At 61.7% G+C, this 25,589-nt stretch carries 18 protein-coding genes and 1 pseudogene; 5 read left to right on the top strand and 14 right to left on the bottom strand.

Annotated features, from left to right (window positions below; translation table 11 throughout):
- Nucleotides 1-74 precede the first annotated feature (74 nt).
- Nucleotides 75-1,186 (bottom strand): annotated as a pseudogene (locus tag J2W46_RS00095) (NADH:flavin oxidoreductase).
- 106 nt (nucleotides 1,187-1,292) lie between these two features.
- Here J2W46_RS00095 and J2W46_RS00090 point away from each other — a divergent pair.
- From J2W46_RS00090 to J2W46_RS00075, 4 genes are all read left to right on the top strand, one after another.
- Complete coding sequence (locus J2W46_RS00090; RefSeq protein WP_310350252.1) at nucleotides 1,293-2,198, top strand: LysR family transcriptional regulator; 906 nt, start codon at nucleotides 1,293-1,295, stop codon at nucleotides 2,196-2,198.
- A gap of 135 nt (nucleotides 2,199-2,333) precedes the next feature.
- On the top strand, nucleotides 2,334-3,620 hold the full coding sequence (locus tag J2W46_RS00085; RefSeq protein WP_310350249.1) for a sensor domain-containing diguanylate cyclase: 1,287 nt from the start codon (nucleotides 2,334-2,336) through the stop codon (nucleotides 3,618-3,620).
- A gap of 232 nt (nucleotides 3,621-3,852) precedes the next feature.
- The gene (locus J2W46_RS00080; RefSeq protein WP_310350245.1) at nucleotides 3,853-5,409 is read left to right on the top strand and encodes a phospholipase D family protein; all 1,557 of its coding nucleotides are present in this window, start codon (nucleotides 3,853-3,855) and stop codon (nucleotides 5,407-5,409) included.
- A 203-nt stretch (nucleotides 5,410-5,612) separates the two neighbouring features.
- On the top strand, nucleotides 5,613-6,293 hold the full coding sequence (locus J2W46_RS00075) for a hypothetical protein (RefSeq protein WP_310350242.1): 681 nt from the start codon (nucleotides 5,613-5,615) through the stop codon (nucleotides 6,291-6,293).
- Between the two features lie 133 nt (nucleotides 6,294-6,426).
- Here the strand turns inward: J2W46_RS00075 and J2W46_RS00070 are convergent, their stop codons facing one another.
- The 13 genes from J2W46_RS00070 to J2W46_RS00010 all read right to left on the bottom strand — a co-directional run bounded on the left by J2W46_RS00070 (nucleotide 6,427) and on the right by J2W46_RS00010 (nucleotide 24,142).
- Nucleotides 6,427-9,162: an MGH1-like glycoside hydrolase domain-containing protein gene (locus tag J2W46_RS00070; protein WP_310350238.1), complete on the bottom strand. Its 2,736-nt coding sequence runs from the start codon at nucleotides 9,160-9,162 to the stop codon at nucleotides 6,427-6,429.
- A gap of 450 nt (nucleotides 9,163-9,612) precedes the next feature.
- Nucleotides 9,613-10,554: a copper resistance D family protein gene (locus J2W46_RS00065; protein WP_310350236.1), complete on the bottom strand. Its 942-nt coding sequence runs from the start codon at nucleotides 10,552-10,554 to the stop codon at nucleotides 9,613-9,615.
- Nucleotides 10,554-10,928 carry a copper homeostasis periplasmic binding protein CopC gene (copC, locus tag J2W46_RS00060; protein WP_088176449.1) on the bottom strand — a complete coding sequence of 125 codons (375 nt, stop codon included), beginning with the start codon at nucleotides 10,926-10,928 and terminating at the stop codon, nucleotides 10,554-10,556. The genes J2W46_RS00065 and copC overlap by 1 nt, the downstream gene beginning before the upstream one ends.
- A gap of 67 nt (nucleotides 10,929-10,995) precedes the next feature.
- On the bottom strand, nucleotides 10,996-11,346 hold the full coding sequence (locus tag J2W46_RS00055) for a copper-binding protein (RefSeq protein WP_310350232.1): 351 nt from the start codon (nucleotides 11,344-11,346) through the stop codon (nucleotides 10,996-10,998).
- Nucleotides 11,347-11,410: 64 nt separating this feature from the next.
- A complete protein-coding gene (locus J2W46_RS00050; protein ID WP_310350230.1) occupies nucleotides 11,411-12,706 on the bottom strand; it encodes a copper oxidase in 1,296 nt (431 codons plus the stop codon).
- Nucleotides 12,707-12,708: 2 nt separating this feature from the next.
- Nucleotides 12,709-14,199 carry a TolC family protein gene (locus J2W46_RS00045; RefSeq protein ID WP_310350227.1) on the bottom strand — a complete coding sequence of 497 codons (1,491 nt, stop codon included), beginning with the start codon at nucleotides 14,197-14,199 and terminating at the stop codon, nucleotides 12,709-12,711.
- Entirely contained in the window at nucleotides 14,196-14,489 is a 294-nt protein-coding gene (locus tag J2W46_RS00040; protein WP_310066955.1) for a hypothetical protein, read from the bottom strand. Before J2W46_RS00040 ends, J2W46_RS00045 begins: the two co-directional genes overlap by 4 nt.
- 580 nt (nucleotides 14,490-15,069) lie before the next feature.
- Nucleotides 15,070-17,595 (bottom strand): beta-galactosidase, encoded by a 2,526-nt coding sequence (locus tag J2W46_RS00035; protein WP_310350225.1) that lies wholly within the window; start codon nucleotides 17,593-17,595, stop codon nucleotides 15,070-15,072.
- Entirely contained in the window at nucleotides 17,592-19,565 is a 1,974-nt protein-coding gene (locus J2W46_RS00030) for a beta-galactosidase (protein ID WP_310350220.1), read from the bottom strand. Before J2W46_RS00030 ends, J2W46_RS00035 begins: the two co-directional genes overlap by 4 nt.
- Before the next feature lie 70 nt (nucleotides 19,566-19,635).
- Nucleotides 19,636-20,487, bottom strand: a complete 852-nt coding sequence (locus J2W46_RS00025) for a carbohydrate ABC transporter permease (protein WP_288825728.1) — start codon at nucleotides 20,485-20,487, stop codon at nucleotides 19,636-19,638.
- A gap of 38 nt (nucleotides 20,488-20,525) precedes the next feature.
- The gene (locus tag J2W46_RS00020) at nucleotides 20,526-21,428 is read right to left on the bottom strand and encodes a carbohydrate ABC transporter permease (RefSeq protein ID WP_310350216.1); all 903 of its coding nucleotides are present in this window, start codon (nucleotides 21,426-21,428) and stop codon (nucleotides 20,526-20,528) included.
- A 148-nt stretch (nucleotides 21,429-21,576) separates the two neighbouring features.
- Nucleotides 21,577-22,860: an ABC transporter substrate-binding protein gene (locus tag J2W46_RS00015; protein ID WP_310350213.1), complete on the bottom strand. Its 1,284-nt coding sequence runs from the start codon at nucleotides 22,858-22,860 to the stop codon at nucleotides 21,577-21,579.
- Nucleotides 22,861-22,996: 136 nt separating this feature from the next.
- Entirely contained in the window at nucleotides 22,997-24,142 is a 1,146-nt protein-coding gene (locus J2W46_RS00010) for an ABC transporter ATP-binding protein (RefSeq protein WP_310350211.1), read from the bottom strand.
- Nucleotides 24,143-24,356: 214 nt separating this feature from the next.
- Between J2W46_RS00010 and J2W46_RS00005 the strand changes: the two genes are divergently transcribed.
- Nucleotides 24,357-25,361 (top strand): LacI family DNA-binding transcriptional regulator, encoded by a 1,005-nt coding sequence (locus J2W46_RS00005; protein WP_020067660.1) that lies wholly within the window; start codon nucleotides 24,357-24,359, stop codon nucleotides 25,359-25,361.
- Nucleotides 25,362-25,589 lie beyond the last annotated feature (228 nt).

The following is a 25,589-nucleotide window of genomic DNA, read 5'->3' as shown; positions in this document are numbered from 1 at the left end:
GAACCGCGCGGCGGGAACGACCTCCATGGTGTTTCTACCACCTGCGCATAGAAAGTCGCCGAATAAGAGTCTGTCTATCGGCCACCCTCCATCGCAAGTTCTTCGGGCTTGATGCTGGCGATCGGTTGAAGGATCGAACTATCGAATGTCCGGGGTTCGCGCTGCTTTGCCAGCAGTTTCGGCAGATCGGGATTGGCGAGCGCGCCGCGTCCGACCGTCACCAGATCTGCCCCGGCGGCCAGTGCGTTTTCAATCCGCTCAGCCGTGTGCAAGCCACCGTTTGCAGTGATTGTGACGTTGGGCGCATAACGGCGTGCCAGCGTCACGAGGCTGTCGTGCGTGCCTTCGAAGGCTGGTTGCCATGCCTCGTGCTCGGTCACGTGAAGGAAGTCGATGCCCGCATCCGCAAGTGCGCCGAAGATCACTTCTGCATCCGCCTCGCCTCCCGACCACTTCGAACCAAAGTCATTGACTTTGCCTTGCGAAATCCGGATGCCCACGGGCACGACATCACCAACGTTGTGCCTGACAGCGTTCACGACATCGACGAGCAGTTGCGTCCGGGCCTTCGTGTCGCCACCCCAACGGTCGGTCCGACGATTGGTACCCGCCGTCAGGAACTGATCGAGGAGGTATCCATTGGCGCCGTGAATTTCCACGCCGTTGAACCCGGCGATATTCACGGCACGTCGTGCCGCGTCGGCGAAGCCTTGGATAGCCTCATCGATCTCGGCGTCCGTCATCTGTTTCGGCTCAGGATAGAGTCCCTCGCCCCAGTAAAACGTCATCTGTTCACCCTTCGGGCGAACGGCCGATGGTCCGACTGTATGGTTTCGGTAAACGTTGCCTTGACTCAGCGCGCCGGCATGCATGAGTTGCGCGAACACAAGGGTTCCATGCTCGTGCATCTCCCGATTGAACGCCGACCACGCCTTCGCCTGTTCGTCGTCGGCCAGGCCCGGCTGAAACCGGTATCCTTGCGAGAACGCCTTGTCGGTATAAATGCCTTCAGTCGTTACCAGCCCGAAGCCACCTTTCGCGAATCGCTTGTAGTAGTCGAACATGGTTTGGGCTGCCCGTGTTCCGTGGCCGTAATACGCGTCATGGGCGCGACGGCGATACGGTTGCGTACCGTGATGCCGTTGCGGTTATACGGGGAAAGGATAGGGGAGGTTGAGTCGTTCATCTGGCCGCTCGTCTCGTGAAGGAAGGTGATTGCATGGTAGGCGGCGAGAGCAGCGGGAAACAGAGCCTGGACCGTGAAGCCGCCCTAACATTTTTGGATATAACCGATGCTCCTTCCAGACGTTCAGACATTCCTCGCCGTAGCGTCAGCAGGAAGCCTGTCAGCGGCGGCGCGTCAGCTGAACGTGGTGCCTATGCAGGTCTCGCGGCGCATTGCCGCGCTCGAAGAAGACCTCGGAGTGCGCCTCTTTCATCGGACCACTCGGTCGCTGACGCTGACAGCGGAAGGCGAGGCTTTTGTTCCGTACGCCAAGGCAATGGTCGATGCGGAAGCGGGCGCGCGAGCGGAACTGAGTCCGTCGCCGGGCACCGCGTCGGGCGTGTTGCGCATGACCGCACCAAGTGGTTTCGGACAATCCGTCGTTTTGCCGATGCTGCCAGGCTTGCTGGAAAGCAACCCTGACCTTCGTATCGACCTCGATCTGTCGGATCGGCAAGTCGATATAGTGGGGCAGGGACTGGATCTCGCGTTGCGCATTGCGCCACTGGAAGATTCAGAACTGGTGGCCAGAAAGATTGCCCCGAACCCACGCCTTATTTGCGTGTCGCCCGGGTATGTCAAGCGGTATGGGCGGCCTGACACGGTCGCAGACCTCGACCAGCATCGTTGTATCAAACTCGATGCCGTCGGGCGATGGCCGCTCGTCGTCGACGGCAAGTTGATACGCAAGCGTATTGAAGGCTACGTTACCACCACGAGTGTCGATGCGGCGCGTACGGCTGCGGTGCAGGGACTGGGTATTGCTATGCTGACCCACTGGGATGTATTCAGGCAGCTAGCTGACAATTCGCTTGTGGAAGTGCGTCTGCAGGACGCCTCCATGGAGGACCTGTCGGTCTGGGCCGTCATTCCGAGCCGGCGATATGTGCCCAACCGCGTGAATGTATTTCTCGCTGCGCTTCAGAAGGAACTCTCGGATCTGGCGGGAGCGCGCGGTTTACAGCCGCTCTGAACGTTAGGTGAACTTGGGGCGAGGCCCGCAGGCCTAAAGGCGTCGTCAAGTGTTGCCGATATAACATAGTGTGGCCGCGTCAGGGACGCTGGCTATCCTTTCAATCGATACCTCGCCAGGTATCAAGGTATGGTTATGTCCGCTTTGCCCAGTACATCGCACGAGTTCATTGACGGCATGACGATAGGTATCGCTGTCGTGACGCGCGATTCGCGCGGTGAACCGGTCGTCAGCGCGTGCAACGACGTCTTCCTGGCAATGATGGACGACGCTCGCACACATCCGCGATCTTTTCCTGTGCCACTCGAGACATCGATGCTGGACAAGGCAGGGTGTGGATTGCGCGAAAAGCTCGATGCGTGCTTCGACTCGGGCAAAGTCCAAGGACCGGAACCGACCTGCGTGTCCCTCGACGGTGCACGGACATGGCGAGTCGCACTGGAGCCGATGGTCGGTGCGCACACGCCTACTGTCTGCATGACGATCATTGGCCAGGCCCCGACGCGGCAGGTGTCGCGTGAACTGGAAGCTAGCGCATCGCGGTTTCAGGCCGTGATCGACTCGGCTTACGACGCAATCGTCACCATTGACGAGGAGCACCGCATCAGACTGTTCAACCGCGCGGCCGAGAATCTGTTCGGTTATCGGGCGGACGAAGTCATCGGACAGCGGATCGAAATGCTGTTGCCGGAGAAGTTTCGCGGGAACCATGCGCGCAATGTGCGACAGTTCGCGAACTCGACGCAGAAAAGCCTGCGCGCAGTCACGCCGCCGCGCATGGACGAAAGCAACAGCGTGTACGGGCGGCATCGGGACGGCACGATTATTCCGGTCGAGATTGCAATTTCGAAGATTGAACTCGAGGGCGAAGTGGAGTTCACTGCTGTCGTTCGCGACATCTCCGATCGTGCCCGGCTTATCCAGCTACTCAAGAAACAGGCGGTCACCGATGCGCTGACTGGCTTGCCGAATCGCCGTGAGTTCATCGATTCCGTCGAAAAAATGCTTGCCGCCGATGGTGTGCTGTCCGTTTTCATTCTAGACATCGACTACTTCAAGAAGATCAACGACAGCTACGGCCACGATATTGGCGATGAAGTCTTGCGCGTGCTGGCAGATGTGGGCATGACGATCCCGTATGAGTCGAAGCTATTTGCGCGCTGGGGTGGTGAGGAGTTTGTCGGAGCGCTGCCGGGCGCGGACGCGTCCGTCGCGTTCCGTATCGCCGATGCATTGCGCAAGCGCTGTGAGCAGCAGGAATCGGAACATGTCTGGCGGACGAAGCCGATTGCATTCACGGTGAGCATTGGCGTGGTGACGCGTGAGGCGGGCGAACGCGACGTCGACGCGCTGATGCGGCGCGCAGACCGTGCGCTTTATCGCGCGAAAGAGACTGGAAGGAATCGTGTCGCGGTAGGGTGAGTGAGCGCGAGTCGTGGGTTCGGTCGACATTGCTCATGTCCGGCCGGACGATACTGGACGCGGTTGCGTAGCGAAGAGCCGCGCGGACATGGCGGAAGGCGGTCGAATCTGCGATGATTGTTTTCCGTCCTCGTGGCTCGTGGCCGCGCTGGCCCATTGCTGCGCAAAGCCGGCACAGGCGCGTCGGCAGGCAGATCCTGCAAGCGGTCCAGCAAGCGAAGAGAGCTCGATTATGGCCAGACTTCGAAATCTTGCCGCAGCCGTTCTGATTGTCATGCTGGCCGCATGCGCCAGCCTGCCCCCACAAGTCGGACGCACGCCGACCTATGCGGCGCAAGATACACAAGCGACGCCGCTTGCCGAGCACTTCGCGTCCGGCGAGCACGGACATCTTGGCGAGAGCGCGTTCCACTTGCTACCCGATTCCGTCGACGCGCTCCTCGCGCGGGTGATCCTTACCGAAAAGGCTGAGAAAACACTCGACCTCGAGTACTACATCTGGCACAGCGACCTGACGGGGCGCGCCCTTGCGTTGGCGGTGCTGAAGGCTGCGGACCGCGGCGTCAGGGTACGGGTACTGCTCGACGATCTCGGCACGAACGCCGACGACCAGGCGTTGCTCGCATTGAGCGCCCACCCCAGCATTTCTATTCGGCTTTTCAACCCCGTGGCGAGCCGCCGGTTCAAGAAGATCTCGGCTGCACTCGACTTCTCGCGCGTGAACCGCCGCATGCACAACAAGGCACTGATCGCCGATAACCGGGCCACGATTCTGGGCGGGCGAAATGTCGGCGACGAATATTTCGGTGCGTCGAGTGCAGTGTCATTCGGGGATCTCGACGTGTTGATGCATGGGCCGATCGTCCAGGATGTCTCGAACTCTTTCGACACGTTCTGGAATTCCGATGCGGCCTATCCGATCGACCGGCTGATGGGCACCCCGGCAGACCCCGAAAAACTCGCGGCGTATCGAGACGAGCTGGACCGCTACGTCGCTTCGGAACAGGCCTCGCCCTATGTCGCGCACGCGAGACAGCGGCTGGCTCAAGTCATCGAGAAGGGTGCCGCCGAGTATAGCTGGGGCAAAGCCACGCTGCTCTACGATGACCCGTCGAAAGTCACGCGCGCCCCTGAAGAGTCGCAAGGTCGCTTGCTCACCGCTCTCAGAGCGAGGGACCTTCATCCGAGTCGTGAACTGCTGATCATCTCCCCGTACTTTGTACCTGGAAAAAATGGCGTGGCCTGGCTGCGTGAGCTGACTGAAAATGGCGTGCGCGTGACGGTGCTGACCAACTCGCTGGCGGCGACCGATGTCGCCGCCGTTCATGCGGGATATCGGCGCTACCGCGAAGACCTGCTCGCCGCGGGCGTGCAGCTCTATGAATTCAAGCCCGTCGCAGCAGGCGTAGACGCGGCGAACAAGAAGCAGTTCTTCGGTTCGTCGAAAGCATCGCTGCATGCGAAGACGTTCGTATTCGACCGTGAACGGGTGTTCATCGGCTCGATGAATCTGGACCCGCGCTCGGTCCACCTCAACACTGAAATCGGCGTGTTGTGCGATAGCGCGGCGATCGCGAACCAGGTGATCGGCTACGTCGAACCGCGGTTGAATCAGATCGCGTGGCAGCTCGGACTGCGCACCGACGCAAACAGCAGTCGCAAAATCGTGTGGATCGATACCGCGGCGGACGGGACGGTGAGGGAACTGGACACAGAGCCGGACACCACCGTCCTGCGCCGCACCGGTGTGTGGTTCATGGGTCTGCTGCCCATCGAATCGCAGCTTTGAGCTGACGAAGGCATGCTCACGTCGCTGCCGGTCTGCAGCCGCATGCCGCTGTCGTCGAAATGCTCGCGCTACTCGCGGTACTCGCCGATCTCACGTCTGTGAAAACAAGTTCCGAACTGCCGTCTCTTTCATATACTGCTCATATCAGCATCCAATGTTGGCAGCTACGAAACGTCTCGTTGACTATCTCCGGTCGAGGCCATATGAGTACTATCGTGCCGGACGGACATGCCGAACCCGAACGGCGTGAACCGATTCTTAATACCGTTGACCGTGTCTGTGAAATATGTTTTGGCCTGTTCATGGCCCTGACATTCGTCGGCGCCGTCAAGGCAGTGACTGCACGCGAAGATGAAGGGTACAGGATGTTCTTTGCCGCGCTCGGATGCAATCTGGCGTGGGGCCTCGCCGACGCTGTGATGTACCTCGTACGCACGCTCGCCGAACGAGGGCAGCGCCTGAAACTCGCGCAGACCGTACAGCGGGAGCAGGACCCGGCGGTAGCCTTGCGGTTGTTGCGCGAAGCATTGCCCGAGAAGCTGGGGCGGCTCGTCGAAGATGCTGACCTCGAGCCGATCCGCGCTCGCCTTGCGACCGCATCGACGCTGCCACCCCGGGCCAGTTTTGTGAGTGGTGACTTCGTCGGCGCGCTAGGCATCTTTTTGCTTGTGGTCTTGGGGACGTTTCCGGTCGCGGTGCCGTTTCTTGTCGTGAGGGATGTCGCAACGGCACTGATCGCCTCGCGCGTGCTCACTCTCGGGATGCTTTTCATCGCCGGCTTTGCGCTGGGGCGCTATACCGGTGCAGGGCCAATGAAGGCAGGCATTGCCATGATCGCGGTTGGCATTCTCCTTACGATGGCAATCATTACGCTCGGCGGCTAACGGACTCCGAGCCGTTCTAAGCCTCTGGCTTGCATTGTTCGTGACTCCGGCGGGCATGTCCCAATGAACGTTAGAGAAAGCGAGGTTGGCGATCGAGCCAATTGCAGCAAGTTCAAAGACGTCGTAGCCGACTTCACCTTTGGTCTTGTCCCACACCCACAACCTGCTCCTTGACGACTTTCGCCATCAGGTACGCGCGTTCTGTTTCCAACAAAGATTTCGCGTCGATTCGCCCGAATATGTCTAAAAGCGGCGCGATCAACCCTGTCCAGCCCGTCTGATGACTGGCCCCCAGACCAGCTCCGTTGTCGCCGTGGAAGTACTCGTAAAACAGAATCAGATCGCGCCAGTGCGGATCGCTCTGGAATTTTTCCGTTCCGCCGTAGACGGGCCGTCTGCCATCTTCGCCGCGCAGGAAGGTGCCCGACAATCGGCGGACAATTTCCTCGGCCACTTCGAACAGCGACATCTGCTGGCCAGAACCGGTAGGACATTCGACCTTGAATTCGTCGCCGTAGAAACTGTACAGATTAATGAGCGCCCGCACGATGAGGAGATTGACCGGCATCCAGACCGGCCCGCGCCAATTGGAATTTCCGCCGAACATGCCGGTATTCGACTCGGCCGGCAGGTACTGAACCGTGTAGTCGATGCCACCAGTACGAAATACGAACGGGTGGTCCTGGTGATAGCGCGAAAGCGACCGGATGCCGTGAGGTCCAAGGAATTCGTTTTCGTCGAGGAGATAGCCGAGCACGCGCTCGAGTTTCTTCCTGTTCAGAATGGCGAGCAGGCGTCTTTTCTTGTAACCGATGAAACCTGCTTCTGTTGGTGCGACCTGCGCAATCAACTCTGGATGGCGTTCGCGAAACTGGGCAATCAGCTCCATCAACTTCGGATACCGGTCGACCGCATCTCCTTCGAATACCGTCGACGCGCACAACGGCAACAGCCCTACCATCGATCGCACCTTCAGCCGTGTTGCCTGGCCGTCCGGAAGGCGCAGCAGATCATAGAAGAAGCCGTCTTCCTCGTCCCACATTTCGTCGTGATGTACGCCACGGCGGTCCATCGCATACGAAATCCACATGAAGTGCTGGACGAACTTGAAGGCAACCTCCTCATAGAGCGGATCGTATTCCGTCAGCAGGGTGGCCATCTCCAACATGCACTGGCAATAGAACGCCATCCACGCGGTTCCGTCCGCCTGCTCCAGTGTGCCTCCCGTCGGGAGTTGTGCGCTCCGATCGAACACGCCGATGTTATCCAGCCCGAGGAAGCCGCCCGCAAAGACGTTCCGGCCGGAAGGATCTTTGCGATTGACCCACCAGTTGAAATTGAGCATCAATGCCTGGAACGACCGCTCGAGGAAGCGGGGGTCTGCACGGCCCAACTGTTTTTCATACTTGTAGAGCCAGAGCGTGGCAGCGGCATGTACCGGCGGATTTACATCGCTGAAGTTCCACTCGTAAGCAGGAATCTGTCCGCTAGGGTGGAAGTACAGATTCCGCAGCATCAACAGCAGCTGTTCTTTGGCGAAGTCGAAATCTACCAGCGCAAGCGAGACCGTGTGAAACGCCAGATCCCAAGCCGCGTACCACGGATACTCCCACTTGTCAGGCATGGAGATCACGTCCGCGTTGAGCATGTGGAACCAGTCAGTGTTGCGCACGTCGCGTCGAGCCGAGTCCAGCAACGGATGGCTCTTATGCTCACGTAACCACTTTTCCAGGTCGAAGTAGTAATACTGCTTGCTCCATAACATCCCCGCCAGCGCCTGCCGATGAACACGGCGCTGATCTTCCGTCAGCGTCTTTGGCGCAATGCGCTCGTAGAACTCGTCAGCCTCGGCGATGCGGCTGTCGAACACCTTCTCGAAGCCGTCGAACGCATTCTCCATTTGCGCTGCTCTCAACCGCAGCCGGAACGTCTTGCTGCCTCCGGCCGGCACCTCGACAGCATAGTGAGCCGCTGCCTTCGTGCCGCTTTTCGCGGGATTGACCGCGTCCGCTCGCGAGACCACGTAGTCGTGAAACGCGTCCTTCACGTAAGGAGACGAATTCGCCACGCCCCACAGACGCTGAGCATTGCTTTCATTTTCGGTGAACAGAGCCTCGCAATCTCCATCGCAATATAGCCAGTACTGCCCTAGCTCATGATGGGTGGCGTGGATAATGCCCGACCCCGCTTCTGTCAACGAGGGTTTGCGGTCGTCGCCGCCCCACGACCAGGTGTTGCGGAACCAGAGTGTCGGCAAGATCCGGATTTGTGCCGCATCCGGTCCGCGGTTGTGCACGGAAATCCGTACGAGGATGTCTTCCGGATCCGCCTTCGCGTACTCTACGAACACGTCGAAATAGCGGTCTTCGTCGAAGATGCCAGTGTCGAGCAGTTCGTACTCCATTTCGGTTCGCGATCTTTTGCGGTTGGTCTCGACAAGGTCGCGGTACGGATATTCCTTCTGCGGATATTTGTAGAGATACTTCATGTACGAGTGCGTGGGCGTACTGTCGATGTAGAAGTAATACTCCTTCACGTCCTCGCCATGATTGCCTTCGCTATTGGTGAGACCGAACAGGCGCTCCTTCAGGATCGGGTCGTGCCCGTTCCAAAGCGCGAGCGCAAAGCAGAGCCGCTGCTGATCGTCACACAGTCCGCCGAGTCCGTCCTCGCCCCATCTGTACGTGCGTGAACGCGCCTGGTCGTGCGAAAAATAGTCCCATGCGTTGCCGTCGTCGCTGTAATCCTCCCTGACGGTCCCCCATTGCCGTTCGCTCAGGTAAGGTCCCCACTTTTTCCACGGGACCTGAGCTTCACGCTGTTCGTTCAAACGCTTCTGCTCCGTGACATCCACAATTGCGTCAGCCATGGTTTCAGCTCCGATACTGGGGTGAATCGATTCCGCTCGACCGTCGTGACATACCCGGCTTGACGTCGTCCTGATGGCACGCTTTTCGCCTGACTAAGATGGCCGTACCGACCAGTGGAAACTCAGGCACCGTTCCGAGACCACGTCTCGGCCCAACTTCCTCCTGAACGATCAACCATACGGTGAATGCAGCCAATAGGACTTTGGTCTCACGGGCGATAGCACTACGCAAATTGAGAAATGCGGATTTGATCGAGCCAATCGACAATCGCGATCTGGCTCGTCCAGAGGAGGCTCCAGCGCGCTGGCAAGCAACATCGTCATGATCCTGGCGGGCTGCTTTGACTTCGGTCAATGGCGCTCAGGCCTTCCGCGCGATGATGTCTAGCAGGCGTGGGGCAAGGCGGGGCGGTTCGGCGCACAGCCCCAGGAGCGTCACGATCGTGTTGCCTACGTTGTCCCTGGCAGCGGACTGGAGACGAGAACAGCAGCCGAGACGAGCACAGCTGCGAGCACAATTGATTCGACGTGCAAGACAGCGGCAAACCGCTTCAACGGTCGTGCAGTGAACTCCGTAGACGTTCCTCTCAGGAAGGTGAGCAGCCGGGGCATCTCGAAGAACCGGTTATGTCCGCCAAGCGCGGCGGCAATACCCACGAGAGCAAGCTTAACGATCAGGACGTTTCCATACGTCGATGTCCAGAGGTACTCCGCTGCATTGACTCCGCGCCAGCCACTGTAGGCGCCAGTGATGAAGATAGTGACGAGCGCCAACGTCGCGGCGTCGGAAAGCGATTGAATGAACGCCGCAGTGTCCGCCCGCTCAGCGGCGGGCGCACGACATATACGGGGCATCACGATGTAAGTTGCGACAAGCACGAGCCCCACCCACACGCTGATAGCAAGCAGGTGCACCCAGTCTACCCATACCGGAAGACTGAATGCGCCTGCATCGATGGGGTGTCCTCCGTGGCTGCGCGCCAGCGCAACTCCTGCGAGAGCGAGCCAGATAGCGGCCTTGAAACGAATCGCACGCCGATCCTGCACGAGCGACAGAATTACCACCAGTAGCATGAACCCCGCGCCTGCCAGCCAGGCATGGCCGAAGTCGGTTTCCACAAGCATTGCACGAGCGGCTGGACCCGCCTCTTCGAGGGTCGACTCACTCATTAGCGCGCAATGAATCCAGAACGCGAACGCACTGGACACCAACGCGGTAAAAGAAGCGATGCGCAAGGTGAGAAGCAGATGGACACTGACGCTCGTCTGCCATCGTGAAGTGCTGCGGGAAAGCCACCTGTCACTGAGCAGAACACCTATAAGAATAGCGAAGCTGATGTTCTGCAGTGCCACAGATGCAAGCCGCAAAATGCCGAGGAAACCGTCGTTCATTACTTCACCGCGAATGTATAAGAGCCTTTGGTTTTGTGAGCATCATGCGTCATGACTGCCCACTGCACCGTGTACGAGCCGGAGGCGAGCTTGGGGACCTCGACCATGAGTACGCGCGGGTTCGACGAATCTACCTTTGCTTTGTCCTTACTCGCCGTTGTGCCCGACGCGTCAACGACCTTGATCGAGCTAAACGCGGATTCGAGGTCTTCATTGAAAGTCAGACGCAGCATGTCAGGCGACGAGTCGACCGCGCTGCCGGCCGCTGGGATGGCGCTCTCCAGCTTGCCGTGCGCGAACGTGATAACAGGTGAAAGCGCAGCAGCGGCGGTCGCCGCTGCTGTAACGAGTAATCTGGATGTCTTGATGTTCACGAGTGTGTCCTCCCTTAACTCAATCGCGGTGCAGTGTGTACTGCACCGCTGGAGCGCTATTAAAAGCTCACTGCTTCTGCAGTTTCGTCACAGTGAGCGCGCCGTCAATTTCTTCGGCAACGAAGTCAATCTTGTCGCCCACTTTTACCTGTGAAAGCATGGCTGGGTCCTTGACCTTGAACACCATCGTCATGGCCTCCATATCCAGATTTTTGAGCGGCCCGTGCTTGATGGTCAGCTTCCCGGCGGCGTTATCCACCTTCTTCACCTCGCCGTGCGACATGTCGTTCTTCGCGTCCGCTGCGCCCTGTTGTGCGCTGCCTGCCATATTCATGTTGCCCGTATCGCCCGCGGCATATGCGGTCGCGGATACGGCTACAGTGCAACCCATCACGATGGAAACAATTGCGTTCTTCATCAAGACTTCTCCCACAGTTGAATTAACAAATATCGGCCGGAGCCATGTCCGGCGTGTCACGAAATCAGCTATCCGGCAGCTCACCGGTGTATTCGTACGCGACCGTTCCCTTCGGGTGTTTGAACCAGCCCGGGTCACGGTAGTCGTTGCGGCCCAGTCCTTCGCGCACCTTCACGACGCTGAACATGCCGCCCATTTCCAGCGCACCGAACGGCCCGGTACCTGTCATCATCGGTAGCGTGTTGTCCGGTAGCGGCATTTCCATCTCGCCCATCGAACCGCCCGCGCTGCCCATTGCCATGTAGTCCGGGACGAGCTTGTTGATGCGTTTGGCGAGGTCCTTCTGCGGCACGCCAATCAGGTTCGGGACCTGATGCCCCATCGCGTTCATCGTGTGATGCGACTTGTGGCAGTGAAACGCCCAGTCACCAGGCCGGTCCGCGGTGAACTCGATGGCACGCATCTGACCGACGGCAACGTCGGCGGTCACTTCAGGCCAACGTGCGGCGGGAGGAATCCATCCACCGTCTGTTCCTGCGACCTCGAAGCTGTATCCATGCAGATGGATGGGATGATTGGTCATCGTCAGGTTGCCGAAGCGGATGCGGACGCGGTCTCCTGCGCGGACGGGCAGCGAGTCGATGCCCGGAAAGACCCGTGCATTCCATGTCCACATGTTGAAGTCCGTCATCTCATTGGCGCGCGGCGTGAAGCTGCCCGGGTCGATGTCGTAGGCGGACATCAGGAACACGAAGTCGCGGTCCACCCGCATGACGCCGCGGTCTTTCGGATGGACGATGAAGGTGCCCATCATGCCCATCGCCATCTGCACCATCTCGTCGGCATGCGGGTGATACATGAACGTGCCGTGCTTCTCGAGCTGGAACTCATAGACGAACGTTTTGCCCGGCGGAATGTGGGGTTGCGTGAGACCGCCCACACCGTCCATGCCGGACGGCACGAGCATTCCGTGCCAGTGAACCGTCGTGTGTTCCGGCAGCTTGTTGGTCACGAAGATTCGAACCTTGTCGCCTTCGACCGCCTCGATGGTCGGACCTGGCGCCTGGCCGTTGTAGCCCCACAGGTTCGCCTTCATGCCGGGCGCCATCTCGCGCACCACGGGCTCTGCAATCAGATGAAATTCCTTCCAGCCGTTCTTCATCCGCCATGGCAGCGTCCAGCCATTCAGTGTGGCCACGGGCGTATACGGTCGGCCGTTGGGCGGCACCAGCGGCGGTTGCGTGGCGGTCTTGTCCATAGTTGGCGCTTCTGGAAGTGACGCTGCGCCAGCCTTGCTGACCAATGCTGCGCCGAGTAGCGCCGCGCCGGAGCCGCCGAGAAATGTTCGACGTGAGACCATGATCATTTACCTTCTGAATTCGTCGGCGATGCCGGGTGGGTCGCGGAAGCAGGCAATGGCGAGTCCTGCATCGGGGCCGGTGGTGTCGGCGGCGCGTCGCTCTGCGGTGCGTCAGGCGTCGGTGCCATTGCGAGCGGCGGAAGGCGGCCGCCAAGCGACTGTTGCAGGTCTGTCTCCGCGAGCCAGTAATCTTTCAGCGCGTCGATGTACCCGTTGACGGCAGCCACCTGGTCGCGCGAATCGGCAAGCAGTTCGAACACGCTTGCGAGCATGCCGTTGTAGCGCAACAGCATTTCGTCCGAGATAGTCTTGCGTACGGGCACGACCTCATCGCGGTAATGCTTCGCAACGTCGTAGCTCGTCACATAGCCGGAGTACGACTCGCGTACTTCGGAGCGGGCGTCAGTCGCCGTCTGGGCGAGCCGGTTCGCCGACTGCATATAGATCGCTTCGGCGCGTGCGACCTTCGCGCTGCCCCAATCGAAAATGGGAATCTCGACACTGATTTCGTATCCGTGCTCGTGTCCTTTATCGGTCTCGAAGTTGTCGAGATAGCCGACATCGAGCGCATTGATGAATCGGGTCGCCTTGCTAAGTCCCAGCGAGGTTGCAACGCCTTGTGTCCGCAGCTTCGCCGCCTGTATGTCCAGGCGGTTCTGCATCGCAAAGCTTTCGAGGTCGTTCAGTTGCGGCCTGTCCTTCGGGAGGTCAGGCAGACGGTCCGGCAGCTTGTATTGGGTTCCGGAGCCCCACAGGCCCATCGTGCGCGTGAGCTTTTCGCGGGCCATGACTGACTGCTGCCGTACCTTGGCCAGCTGCGCAACCGACTCGGCGTAAAAGGCCTGTTCGCGCGCATAGTCGAGCTTGCTGAAGTTGCCTGCCTGCCGCATGCGCAAGGCAAGTTCTGCCCCGGCCTCGGCGGAGTCCTTGACCTGAGCGGCGTAGTGGGCTGCCTGCTCCGCGGCCACAGCATTCACATAGGCCTTGCGGGCATCGGCGGCCACGGCGAGCATCGCATTGGCCGTCTCGAGCTTTGTCTGTTCGAACCGCCGGCTCTCGATGCGCGTCGCCACAGGCAGCGTGAGCACACCTAATACGCCCATGGAGAACGCTCGGCTGATACCGAAGCCATCGCTCCAGTGCGTCCGGCTGAACGTAAAACCGGGATTGGGCAGGCGGCCCGCCTGGACGAGGTCGGCTTCGGAAATACCGAGCTCGGCGTATGACGCCTGGAGTCCCCGGTTATTCAGCAGCGCGACCTGAACGGCGTCATCCATGGCGAGTGGCTTCGACACCAGTTCCTGCGTCCGCTTGAAAGCAGCGACGCGGTCTTCGTCGCTTTTCAGGTAGACGGCGTCCTTACCAAGTCGCTCGGACGCAGTCGTCGATACGGTGTTGAATCCGCCGTCCTTTGAGAACGTCGTGCAGCCGGCCAGAAGCATCGTCGCGAGGGCAATGCATCCCACGCGGTTCGGGGCGAGATATCGAATCATTTCGACTCGCCTCCGTGCCCGTGGCCGCCTTTTTCACCCGCTGTCGGAGCTGGTTGCTGACCGTGCCTGATGCCCGACGTGCTTCGGGTTGGCGCAACGGCACGGTTTAGCTGCTGCCAGCTCGGCGCGTCGCCGTCTTGCCACGACTTGTAGCCGTCGAAGGCAGACTGAACGGTGACGACCGGGACCGATGCCGCTGCATCAGTCGGGTCGGGAACTGCAGTCGTCGCGTGCGCGAGCGACGACAACGCTGCGCCCGCGCCCAGGAGCGCCGCAGAAATTGTTCGCATGAATTTTTCTCGTCGTGAACCATCCAGCGTCCGTTACGGACACCGGAAAACTTGCAGGCGCAGCCAACGGATGCGCGTGCGCGGACTAGACGAGAATGAAGCGGGGAGGACGTTCGATGCCGTCAGTCAGAAACGACACGACAGCGGCAGCAGGGGGCAGCGGAACTGGGAAGTGGGCCCGGTCAGCCGAAGCGGACACCGCAGGCACGGGCGGTAGCGCAGCAGCGACGCAACAGGAGGTGCAGGTCAAACACGCATGAGTGTGATGGGCACCGCTGTGGTCGTGGCCACGATGGTCATCATGGTCGGCTACGAGCACATGTCCGTCAGATGATTCGTCCAGATGGAGATGGTCAGCGGTTGCTTCATCGACCGCTTCCGGGGCGGCACAAATCATCGAGACGGCCGCAAACGACTGAACCGGAAGGCTCAGTGCAAGCAGCACGACGAGGAAGAGTTTGCGCCAGTAGGACATGGGTGCAGAGTCTAGCATGCGCTTAAGACTTCTGTAATCGTCCGGAGGTGTCAGTCCGTAACGTTAAAGCGGGTGCGTCGTGGCAGCGGCCTTCGGCACCCAGTCTCATTCGACGTCGCGCGAGGAGGGATTAGCAGCCAGAATCACTTCGTACTCGGGCTCCCACGTCACGCTGTCCAGTTCGGCGATCTGCTCGCCGCTGTCCGGACGCGGATCATGACGAGCAGCGAGATAGACGGGCGCGTCGGCGCGCAGCGGCAGAATCGTCAGCATGAGCGGCGCGTCCGGATCGATCGCCACATTGCGCACGCCGATCCGCCACGGCAAGCCGTTATAGAAGTGATCGTCGATCAGTTCCGTGCCGCTGAAAAGGCGCGCCACGTCGCCCCGATAGCGGATCGTCAGGTAAGCGTTGCCGAGACCATGCGCGTGGAGCGCGTCGCGAGGCACATCGATGCGCCAGGCGGCCGTCTTGCCGAACGCTTCCGGCAACGGCGCAACAGCGGCGTTGGCCGTGCCGCCGCGCATGACCGGCGGTACGGCTTGCGGCGCGCGAAGCGGCGTGATGTGCACGTCGAATGCCGATTGTGGAACGTGCACACGCAAACGCTGGAACATGCCGTGGCTGGATGCGTCGATGTTTGCGTGATCCGCCTGCAATGCGGACGGCAACTGAAGCAGCGGCGGATAGACATCGACATCGAACGCCGAAGCACTGTTCGAGCGCAGCACGAGATGGCCGTCGCGTTCGAAGGCGAACGCGTCGCTCAGTATGAGCCTGCGCCGGCCGTCGAACGGCAACACGCTCAGTCTCTCCGCGTCCTTCCGCAAAAGCGTGACGAAGACGAGGCGCGCGCCGCCGCGATCCGTGACGACGAACGCCGCGCCGTTGCGCGGCCGCACCACGAGCACGCCGTCGGCTTCATGCTGGCTCAACGCCGGCTCACCGCCAGGCGCGGGCGTCATACTGCTTTCCAGCGCGGCGATCGTCGCCACGCTGCGGGAGTCGAATGCGAACTCGGGCGCGATGCCGTCGGTGGCCGCGAACACCTGGACATCGCCATCGTCGCTCGATATCCTCGTCACCGGCTGCGCGGTCGCGTAACGCAACTGCACGCTGCCGAATCGCAAGCCGACCGGCCAGATGAACGATGTGCCCGGCGCAACGTCGACGGGCTCCACAGGCAGCGCGACGCTGCCGCTCGCAAGCTTCACCGAGAAACGCATGCCTCGATGCGCTGGCATCGCATGTTCGCGGACGTGATTGTTGAAGAACAGGAACCCCTGGTCGCCGTTCGCGCGTACGGCGAAGCGCGGCGTCGCGAGGTCGGCGGGACCGTGCGATACGGTGTCGGGTGCATACACATCACATGGCGCAAGCACTGCGCCCCACTGCCTGAGGAAGTAGTGAATCGGCCGCAGCTTGCCGAGCACTTCGCGCGCCTCGCCATTCGCGCCGAACGGAGCCTGGAAGTCGTAATTGACGATCGGCACGTCGTTGTAGCCGCCGCTAGCCGTCGACTCCTGGCCGTCCATGTCGCCGGGCGGATTGCGTCCACCGTGCAGCATGTAATAGCCGTACAGGTTGACGCCTGAGCCGAGCTGCACGGGCAGCATCGCGGCGATGTCGTCCGCATCGAGGACCGGCCGCCGCCGGTACATTGCGGGCACGCCGCCGCCGAACTCCGCGCCGAGAAAGGGCGTTTCGTGTGCGACGGCGTCGGCATCGCCCGGCGCGTCGCTGTGAGTCTGAGCGCCGAGATCGCCACCCACCCGGCTGGCGAAGCGGAATCCATAGACCTCGTTCGGCGGCGACATGTGCGGCGACACGCCCCACGGGAGATCGGGATAACCGCCGAACACAGGCGCGACTTCGCCGCGCGGAAAGACCGCGTTGTCCCAACCCGTCACCGTGTACAGCGGCACGTCGAGCCCCGCATCGCGCGCGAGGCGCTTGAGCGTCGCGATGTGCGCGGCTCCTTGCTGCGGGCCGCTCAGGTTGTACTCGTTCTCAAGCTGGATGCCGATGACAGGTCCGCCGTCCTTCCATAACAGGCCGTGCAGCTGCGCGGCGATCTGCGAGAAAAGTCTTGCCACGTAGTGCAAATAAAGCTGGTTGTCGCCGCGCGTGGGCATCTGATCGACGACCCAGCCAGGCAGCCCGCCATAGCGAACCTCCGCATGCACCCAAGGCCCGACGCGAATCAACGCGAGCAGATCACGCTTCGCGCATGTTTCGACGAAGCGCCGCAAGTCGAGGCGTTCGCTCCAGTCGAATTTGCCTGCGCGCGACTCGTGATGGCGCCACACGACATACGACGCGACGATATCGACGCCAGCCGCCTTCACCTTGAGAAGCGTGTCGTCCCATTGACTGGCCGGCAGGCGCGCGTAGTGAATCTCGCCCATCACCGGCAGCCACGGCTCGCCGTCGCGCGTCAGATAGCGACTGTTGATGCCGATGGTGCTGCCGTCGGGCGAGGTCGATGTACCGACGCGCAGCGTGTCGTGCAACGGCGCGGTGGCGGGCGCGCTGGCGTCGATGCTCAGCGTGAGCGTTGCATGGCCGCCGGCCGCGCTGCCGGTGTTTGCGTCGGCGTCGTCGGCGGCGTGGCCGGTCAAGCTCGTCATGCCTGAGTCCACACGCACACGTCCGCGGTGCCGAGCGTACGGCTGCCCAGCACGAAGCGGGCGTTTGCCGGTGCAGGCGCTTCGACGGCTTGCGCGCCGAAGTTGAACGCGAAAGTCAGCGGGCCGCGCCTGCGAATGCGCACGCCTTCGGGCAGGTGAACGGGATTCAGCGACGCATCGCGTGCCGCCGCTTCGAGCAACGCGCGATGCAACGGCGGATCGAACCATGCGCTCGCGTAGCGGACGCGATCGCGCGCGACGACAGCCGGCCAGCCGTCGTCGAAGCGCGCCAGCACTTCGACGCCGTCGCGCGTTTCCAGATGCTCGCGCCAGTGCAGTGCGATCCCGGACACGCCGCCGAGTGTGGTGGAAGGTTGCAGACTCGGGCGCAACGAGTCGACCTCCAGCACCTTGAACGGCAGCAGCGTCTGCAACGGCCCCGGCGGCAGTTCGGAAGGAATCGCGAAGTCGAGTGTCTTCGAGCCCGTGCGCGGCCCGATCACCCACTGCGCGCCCGAGCGGCGAACCGTGTCGACGAAGCCGGGCGGCAAGACTGCGAGCCCCGGCACGACGATCAGTGCGTAGCCTTCCAGGTCCGCGTGCGCCGATACGATATCGACGTCCAGTGACATCTCGCGCAAGGTCCGGTAGTACTCGAACGCGAGCGTCTGATAGTCAAAGTCTTTGGCGTGGCGCTGAATCTCGAACATCCATTGCGTCTCGTAATCGAACACGAGAGCGACGGGTGCGCGGCCCGCCGGCCCGCTTTGCGCGAGCGCCGACAGTTCCGCAGACTTCGCGATTTCCTGCGCCGCACGCGCCACCTCGCGACCGCCGGGCGACGGCGTGTTGTCAGGCAGGTGCAGGCCCGAATGCATCTGCTCCTGCGCGAACGGCGCCTGACGCCAGCGGAAATACGACACCAGTTCCGCGCCGTGCGCGAACGCTTCGTAGGCCCACAGCCGCACCATGCCGGGCGCGGGCACGGGATTCCACGGCGCCCAGTTCACCGGTCCGGCCTCCTGCTCCATCACCCAGAAACGGCCGTGGCCGATGCCGCGATAGCGGTCGTGATCGAACGCGGACACGTCGGGATGTCCGGTGCGCGCATAGCGGGCCTTGTCGGCTTCCGTGAGCGCAATGACTTCGGTGCGCGCAATTGGGTAACTGTCCCATGTCGCCACGTCGATGCTGCCGTTCGAGGCAAAGCGGTAGTGATCGAAGGTGGTGAAGAAGCCCATGAAATTGTGCAGCACGTCTGCATGCGGCGCGTGCCGCCGCACTACCTCGGCCTGTTCCCGATGGAAGCTCGTCACCTCGTCGGACATGAAGCGGCGGAAGTCGAGCAGATGAATCGGGTTTGCGTCCGTCGGCGTGAGGTTCGGCAATTCGATCGAGTCGAACGACGGATACTCCATGCTCCAGAACACGTTGCCCCAGCGCGTGTTCAGTTCGCCGACAGTCTCGTAGCGGCGCGCGAGCCATTCGCGAAACCGCTGGCGAGCCGCGTTCGAATAGCTCGGCACGGTCTCGTGACAGCCGAGTTCGTTATCCGTCTGCCACGCGACGACGGCCGGATGCGCGCCGTAGCGCGCGGCCATTGCTTCGGTGATGCGCACGCATTCGCGCCGGTAGGGCTCGCTGCAAATGTCGTAGTGACGGCGCGAGCCGTAGTTCCATGTCGTGCCGTCGGCGCGCACCGGCAGCATGTCGGGAATCGCTTCGACGAGCCACCTTGGCGGCGACGCCGTCGGCGTGCCGAGCACGATTTTCAGGCCCGCGCCGGCCAGCGTGTCGATCGCCCGGTCGAGCCATGCCCATTCATAGACGCCCGCGCGCGGCTCCATGCGGCTCCATGCGAATTCGGCGATACGCACGTGCGTGATGCCCATGTCGACCATGCGTCGCGCGTCGTCGGACCACATCGTGTCGGGCCATTGTTCGGGGTAGTAGCAGACACCCAGTTGCATTGTCGTGATCTCCAAAGATCGGTGTTGTGCCGCGCTGCGCTCGCACGCGCGGTCTACGTTGAGCGACCGCTCAGCCCTTGCTGGCGCCGAAAGTGAGTCCGGCAACGAAGTGCTTCTGCATCGCGAAGAACATCAGCACCGACGGCAGCGCGGCCAGCACCGAGCCCGCCGCGACCAGGTTCCAGGCGGTCGTCCATTGGCCTTTGAGCGCGGCGACGCCGACGGTGATCGGCGCGGCGTCGTCGCCTTGCGTGAGGCACAGCGCCCAGAAATAGTCGTTCCAGACGAAGGTGAAGACGAGGATGCCGAGTGCCGCGAGGGCAGGGCGGATCAGCGGCAAGACGATGCGCGCGTAGATGGTCCATTCGCTCGCGCCTTCGACGCGCGCGGCCTCGATCAGCTCGAAAGGCAATTGCTTGATGAAGTTGCGCAGAAACAGCGTGCAGAAGCCCGTCTGAAATGCGACATGAAAAATGATGAGCGCCCAGACGGTATTGAACAGGCCCACTTTGAGCGCCATGTCGCGCACGGGAATCATCAGGATCTGCACCGGCACGAAGTTGCCGGCGACGAACGTGAACAGCACGACGATGTTGCCGCGAAAGCGATACGTGGCGAGCGCGAAGCCAGCCATCGACGCAAGCAGGATCGCGCCGAGCACGGACGGCACCGTGATCAGCATGCTGTTGGCGAAGTAGTGCAGCATCGGCGTTTGCGTGAGCGCCGCGCCGTAGTTGTCGATGAGCGCGAAGTGCTTCGGCCAGGTCCAGTAGTCGCCTTGCGACAACTCGTCGGACGAACGGATCGACGTGATGAGCACGGCGAGCATCGGCAGCAGCCACACGAACAGCGCGACGGGCAGCGACGCTTTGTACAGCGCGCGGCTCCACGGTTTCCAGTGTTCGACGGGAAGAGGGTACATGTGAGTCTCCTTTTTCGCTCTATCGGGAAGCGCGCGGCTCAGCGTTCCTCGCGCAGCATGCGGCGCAGATGGAACACGATGTAGACGAGCATGATCGCGAACAGCACGACGGCAATCGACGCCGAATAGCCTTCGCGGTAGTACTTGATGGCCTGGTCGTACATGTAGTACGCGAGCACGGTGGAGCTGTCGAACGGACCGCCGCCGCTCATCACCGAAATCAGATCGAAGCTGCGCAATGCGCCGATTACCGTCAGCACGACCGCCATGAAGGTGGCCGGGCGCAGTTGCGGAAGAATCACGTGCCAGAGCAGGTTCCAGCCTTTCGCGCCTTCCATGCGGGCGGCCTCGACGACTTCCGGATTGATGGAGGTCAGCCCCGTCAGATACAGCACCATGCAGTAGGGCGTTTGCGGCCACAGCGCGGCGAAGACGATGCCGAAGGTCACCGTGCGCGGGTCCCCGAGCACGGGAATGCCGTGTCCGACGATCAGCTTGAGCAGACCGAAAGCGGGATCGTAGAACCAGCTGAACACGAGTCCCACCACCACGCCGGACAACACGAACGGCGCGAAGAACAGCGACTTCACCACGCGCATGCCTTTGATCTGCTGGTTCAGATACAACGCGAAAAGCAGGCCGAGCGGCGGAGCGAGCAGGAAGAACACGAGCCAGATCAGGTTGTTCTTCAGCGCGAGATAGAACGTGTCGGCATGGAACAGCTCGACGTAATTCGCGAGACCGATGAAGGTCCTGGGCGTCATGCCGTCCCAGTTGTAGAAGCTGAGCGTGATACTGGAGAAGATCGGATAAATCACGCAGAGCGCGAACAGCGCACAGCCTGGCAGCAGGAAAAAGAACGCGGCGCGATGGCGGGCGCGGCCCGAGGCGGACGCGCGTCGGCCGCGCGCCGTCGGCACACGGGCAATGGACGTGGACATGACGAATCCCTCTTTCGATGCAGAAGCGGATCAGTGTGGCGGGCGGGGCGGGGCGAACGACTGCCTGCGAGCCGCCCCGGTGTGAAGCCCTGCGGCGGCGTGGACGTCTGCACGACGACCGCGTCCGACACGCATGCCGCCAGCAGACTCAGTTGTGGTAAATGCGCTTGCGCGTCGCTTCGAGACGTGCAAGCAGCGAATCGAGTTGCGATGGGTCGTTATAGAACTGCTGCATCGCCTTCATGCCTTCGTCCGCCATTTCTTTCGTCATGTCGCGGTCGTAGAACTGCGCGATGCCGCCGGTCGTGCTGGCGAGCGTCTGGAATCCGACTCGGGAAATCGGATCGGCGGGTTCCGTTGCCTTGCTGTTCGACGGCAACTGGCCCCAGCCGCGCGCGAGGTCCGCGTTGATCTCGGGCGTCTCCATGAAGGCGAGCAGACGGCGCGCGTCAGTCTTGTTCTTCGCTTTCGCGGGGATCAGCAGCACGTTCACGGGGCCGTCTTCCGCCACCGGCACTTTGGGATCGATCACGGGGAAGCGCATGAAGCCGATCTGTCCTCTCACACTCGACGGAAGGCCCGCCGAGAAGAACGTACCCATCAGCATCATCGCGGCTTTGCCGTTCACGAGGAAAGGCCCGATCGAATCGAGGTCGTACGAAAGCGCGTTGTCGATGTAGTAATGGTCGTCCATCAGCGTCTTCCAGGTCGTGTAGACCTTCTTCACGCGCGGATCGGTATAGGGCACTTCACCTGCCATGAGCTTCTGGTGGAACGCGTTGCCGTTGATGCGCAAGTCCAGATAGTCGAACCACGCGGCGAGCGTCCAGCTATCGCGCGCGGCCACGGCAATCGGCGCGACGCCGCTCGCCTTCAGTTTTTTGCAGGCGTCGAGCAGTTCGTCCCAAGTCTTCGGTTCGCTCGAAATGCCCGCTTTCTCGAACAGATCCTTGCGGTAGAAAAAGCCATATGCGTCGTACCCGAGCGGCGCGGAATACTGCTTGCCGGCGTATGTCGATGCCTGTTTGACGGACGCATACTGCTGGTCCCAGCCGTTCTTCTTCCAGTCGCCCGAGAGATCTTCCAGCAAGCCGCGCTTCGCGTAGTACGCCATGCGCTCGCCGTTATGCCACGAGACGACATCGGGAGGATCGGTCGCGAGCCAGCCGCCCATTTGCACCTTGTACGCTTCCTCGGTGATGTACGTGACTTTCAGGTCGACGTCAGGATTCGCTTTCTTGAACTTGTCGAATGCGTCCTGCCACGTCGAGCGCTGATTGCCGCGCGCCGACACGTTGATGTTCAACTGACCGGCGTCGGCTTGCGTCGCGAAACCGCTCAGCACCGTTGCCGAGAGAGCGAGCGCGACCGTGACGGCGCGCGGACTGAATGAGGCAAGCCGTGCAAAGCGGCTCGTGTGCGTAAAGGCCATCGTGTTGTCTCCTGTGACTGCGTTGTCGGCCGCCCGCGTCCGCGAACGGCGGTTGCTGCGAGCCGCGACGGCTCTATGACCGGCTGCGGCGTTTCGCGCGCGACAAGGCCTGTTGCGAGCCTTGCGCGCCACATTCTCAGGCCGTCTGTAGCGCGACGGCTTGCGCGTTGCCGACGATGGTCCGGTGCAGTGCAATGCCGTCTTCGTCGAACAGGTGACACGCATCGGCGGGCAGATGCAGTGCGAGCCGCTCGCCGTTGCGCACATGCAGGTCGCCGGGCGCTTTCGCGATCAGCGTGCCGCCCGCATGGTCGGCGTGAAGATAGCTGTGCTCGCCGAGCTGCTCGGTCAGCAATGCGTTGACGGCGAGCGTCTGCGTGCCGCCGTCGAACCGCACGTGTTCGGGACGAATGCCGAGCGTGACGCGCTGTCCTGGTTTGAGGCGTCTGCCGTCCACGAGCACGCGAAACGCGGTGTCGGCCATGCTGACTTCCACGCTGTCGTCGGCGATGCGCTCGACGACGCCGTCGATAAAGTTCATGCGCGGCGAACCAATGAAGCCCGCAACGAACTTCGACCGCGGCCGGTGATAAAGCTCCAGCGGCGCACCGATCTGCGCGATGCTGCCGAAGCGCTGCGTTTCCGCACCTGCGTGCAGCAGGACGATCTTGTCGGCGAGCGTCATCGCTTCGATCTGGTCGTGCGTCACATAGACGACGCTCGCCTGTGCGTAACGCTGATGCAGCCGCGCGATTTCGATACGCGTCTGACCGCGCAGCGCGGCGTCAAGATTCGATAGCGGTTCGTCAAACAGGAACACGCCCGGCTCGCGGACGATCGCGCGGCCGATCGCCACGCGCTGGCGTTGGCCGCCCGACAGTTCACGCGGCTTGCGTGCGAGGAGGGCGTCGAGTTGCAGTACGTGCGCTGCTTCGCGCACCTTGCGGTCGATCTCCGCTTTTGGCGTTTTCGCCAGCTTCAGACCGAAGGCCATGTTCTCGTAGACCGTCATGTGCGGGAACAGCGCGTAACTCTGGAACACCATCGCGACGCCCCGCTCGGCAGCCGGCACGCTGTTCATCGTACGGCCGCCGATGGTCACGTCGCCGTCGGTCTGATCTTCGAGGCCGGCGACGATGCGCAGCAAGGTCGACTTGCCGCAGCCCGAAGGGCCGAGGAACACGCAGAACTCGTGTTCGCCGATCTCGAGGTTCAGGTCGCGAAGGACCGGCGCGTTGCCGCCGAAAGTTTTCTGAATGCCGCGCAGGGAGATGGCCGCCATGGTCGGTCCTCCGTTTAAGCGCTTAAAAATCGGTTGACGAAAAACGCCGAAACGCTTGCGGCGTGGTCATTTAAGCGGCTAAATTCGGGGATGCGCGGCGGGGTGCTCATGACTGTCTCCTGATCGTTTCGAGAAAAGGTAGCGCAAGCCGGATGCGTCGCGCAACATCTGATTGCCGCTCCCTGAATATGGGAAAATTCTTAATCTTCTGCTTATGGCCACATTGAGTGATGTCGCGCGTCGCGCGAATGTGACGGCGGCGACCGTTTCGAACGTGCTGCGCAATCCCGACAAAGTGCGGCCCGAAACGTCCGAGCGGGTGATGCGCGCAATCCGCGAACTGGGATATCGGCCGAATCTCAATGCCCGAGCGCTCGCGGAGGGCCGTTCGCCAACCCTCGCGTTAATGCTTTCCAGCATCGCCAATCCGTTCTATCCGGAGTTCGTGCTGGCGGCTGAACGCGCCGCGCGTCGCGCCGGCTATTTCCTGATGGTGTGCAACACCGACGACGACGCCGAGACCGGGCGCGCGTACCTCACGCAAATCGCCGGCACGCTTGCCGAAGGTGTGCTCGTGCTGAACACGGACATCGCGATCAACGAGCTGTGCGCGTCCGCGGCGGTCGGCGCGCCAATCGTGTTGAGCCTATGGGAGCATCCCGAGGAGTTGCCCGCCTTGCCGTGTGTCGCCGTCGACTTCGCGCATGCGGGCGCGCTGGCGGCACGTCATCTGCTGGAATTGGGGCACCGCGACATCGGCATGCTGGTGGGAGACGGTTGCGGCGGCTTGCAGGACGCGCGCGCGAACGGTTTCAGATCGGTGATGCGCGATGCGGGCCTCGAACCCGACGACGCCGCCGTGCTGCAGATTCCCGACACGATCGACGCGGGCTTCACCGCCTGCATCGAATTGATGGAGCGCGAGCCGCATCTGAGCGCGCTGTTCGCGACCAACGATCTGCTGGCCATCGGCGCGTTGCAGGCGCTTGCCACGCTCGGACGCAAGGTGCCCGACGACGTGTCGGTGATCGGCATCACCGATATCCAGCTGGCGCACCAGGTGCGGCCCTCGCTGACGACGGTGGCGATCAACACGCAAGCCATCGCGGAGGCGTCGATCGAGTTGCTGATCCGGCTGATTCATGCGCCGGACGCCGCTGCGCCGCCGGCTTCCGTCGTCGCGCCGTTGCCGACGCTGGTGCGCCGGCAGTCGACGTGAGCGGAAGTTGATGAATCCGAAAGTTGAACGAGGGGGCACGCCGTTTTCTTATTTGGCAATTTGGTGGGCGAGATCGTCTTGCGGGAGATCCTCGTTAGCGATTTGACATAAGATAAATTATCAACGGGACTGGTGTCAGGGCTTTTTAGTAATGTCCGGTTCTGGCTCATTAGAAATGTCCGGTTTCCTGCTCCCGGCTGTCTGTTGTGGCGCATGCTGCGGCATCAC

The sequence above is a fragment of the Paraburkholderia strydomiana genome (assembly GCF_031456815.1).
Classification (GTDB): Bacteria; Pseudomonadota; Gammaproteobacteria; order Burkholderiales; family Burkholderiaceae; genus Paraburkholderia; species Paraburkholderia caledonica.
The sequence above is the reverse complement of the archived record's forward strand: the minus strand, read 5'-3'. Positions and strand labels throughout refer to the sequence as shown.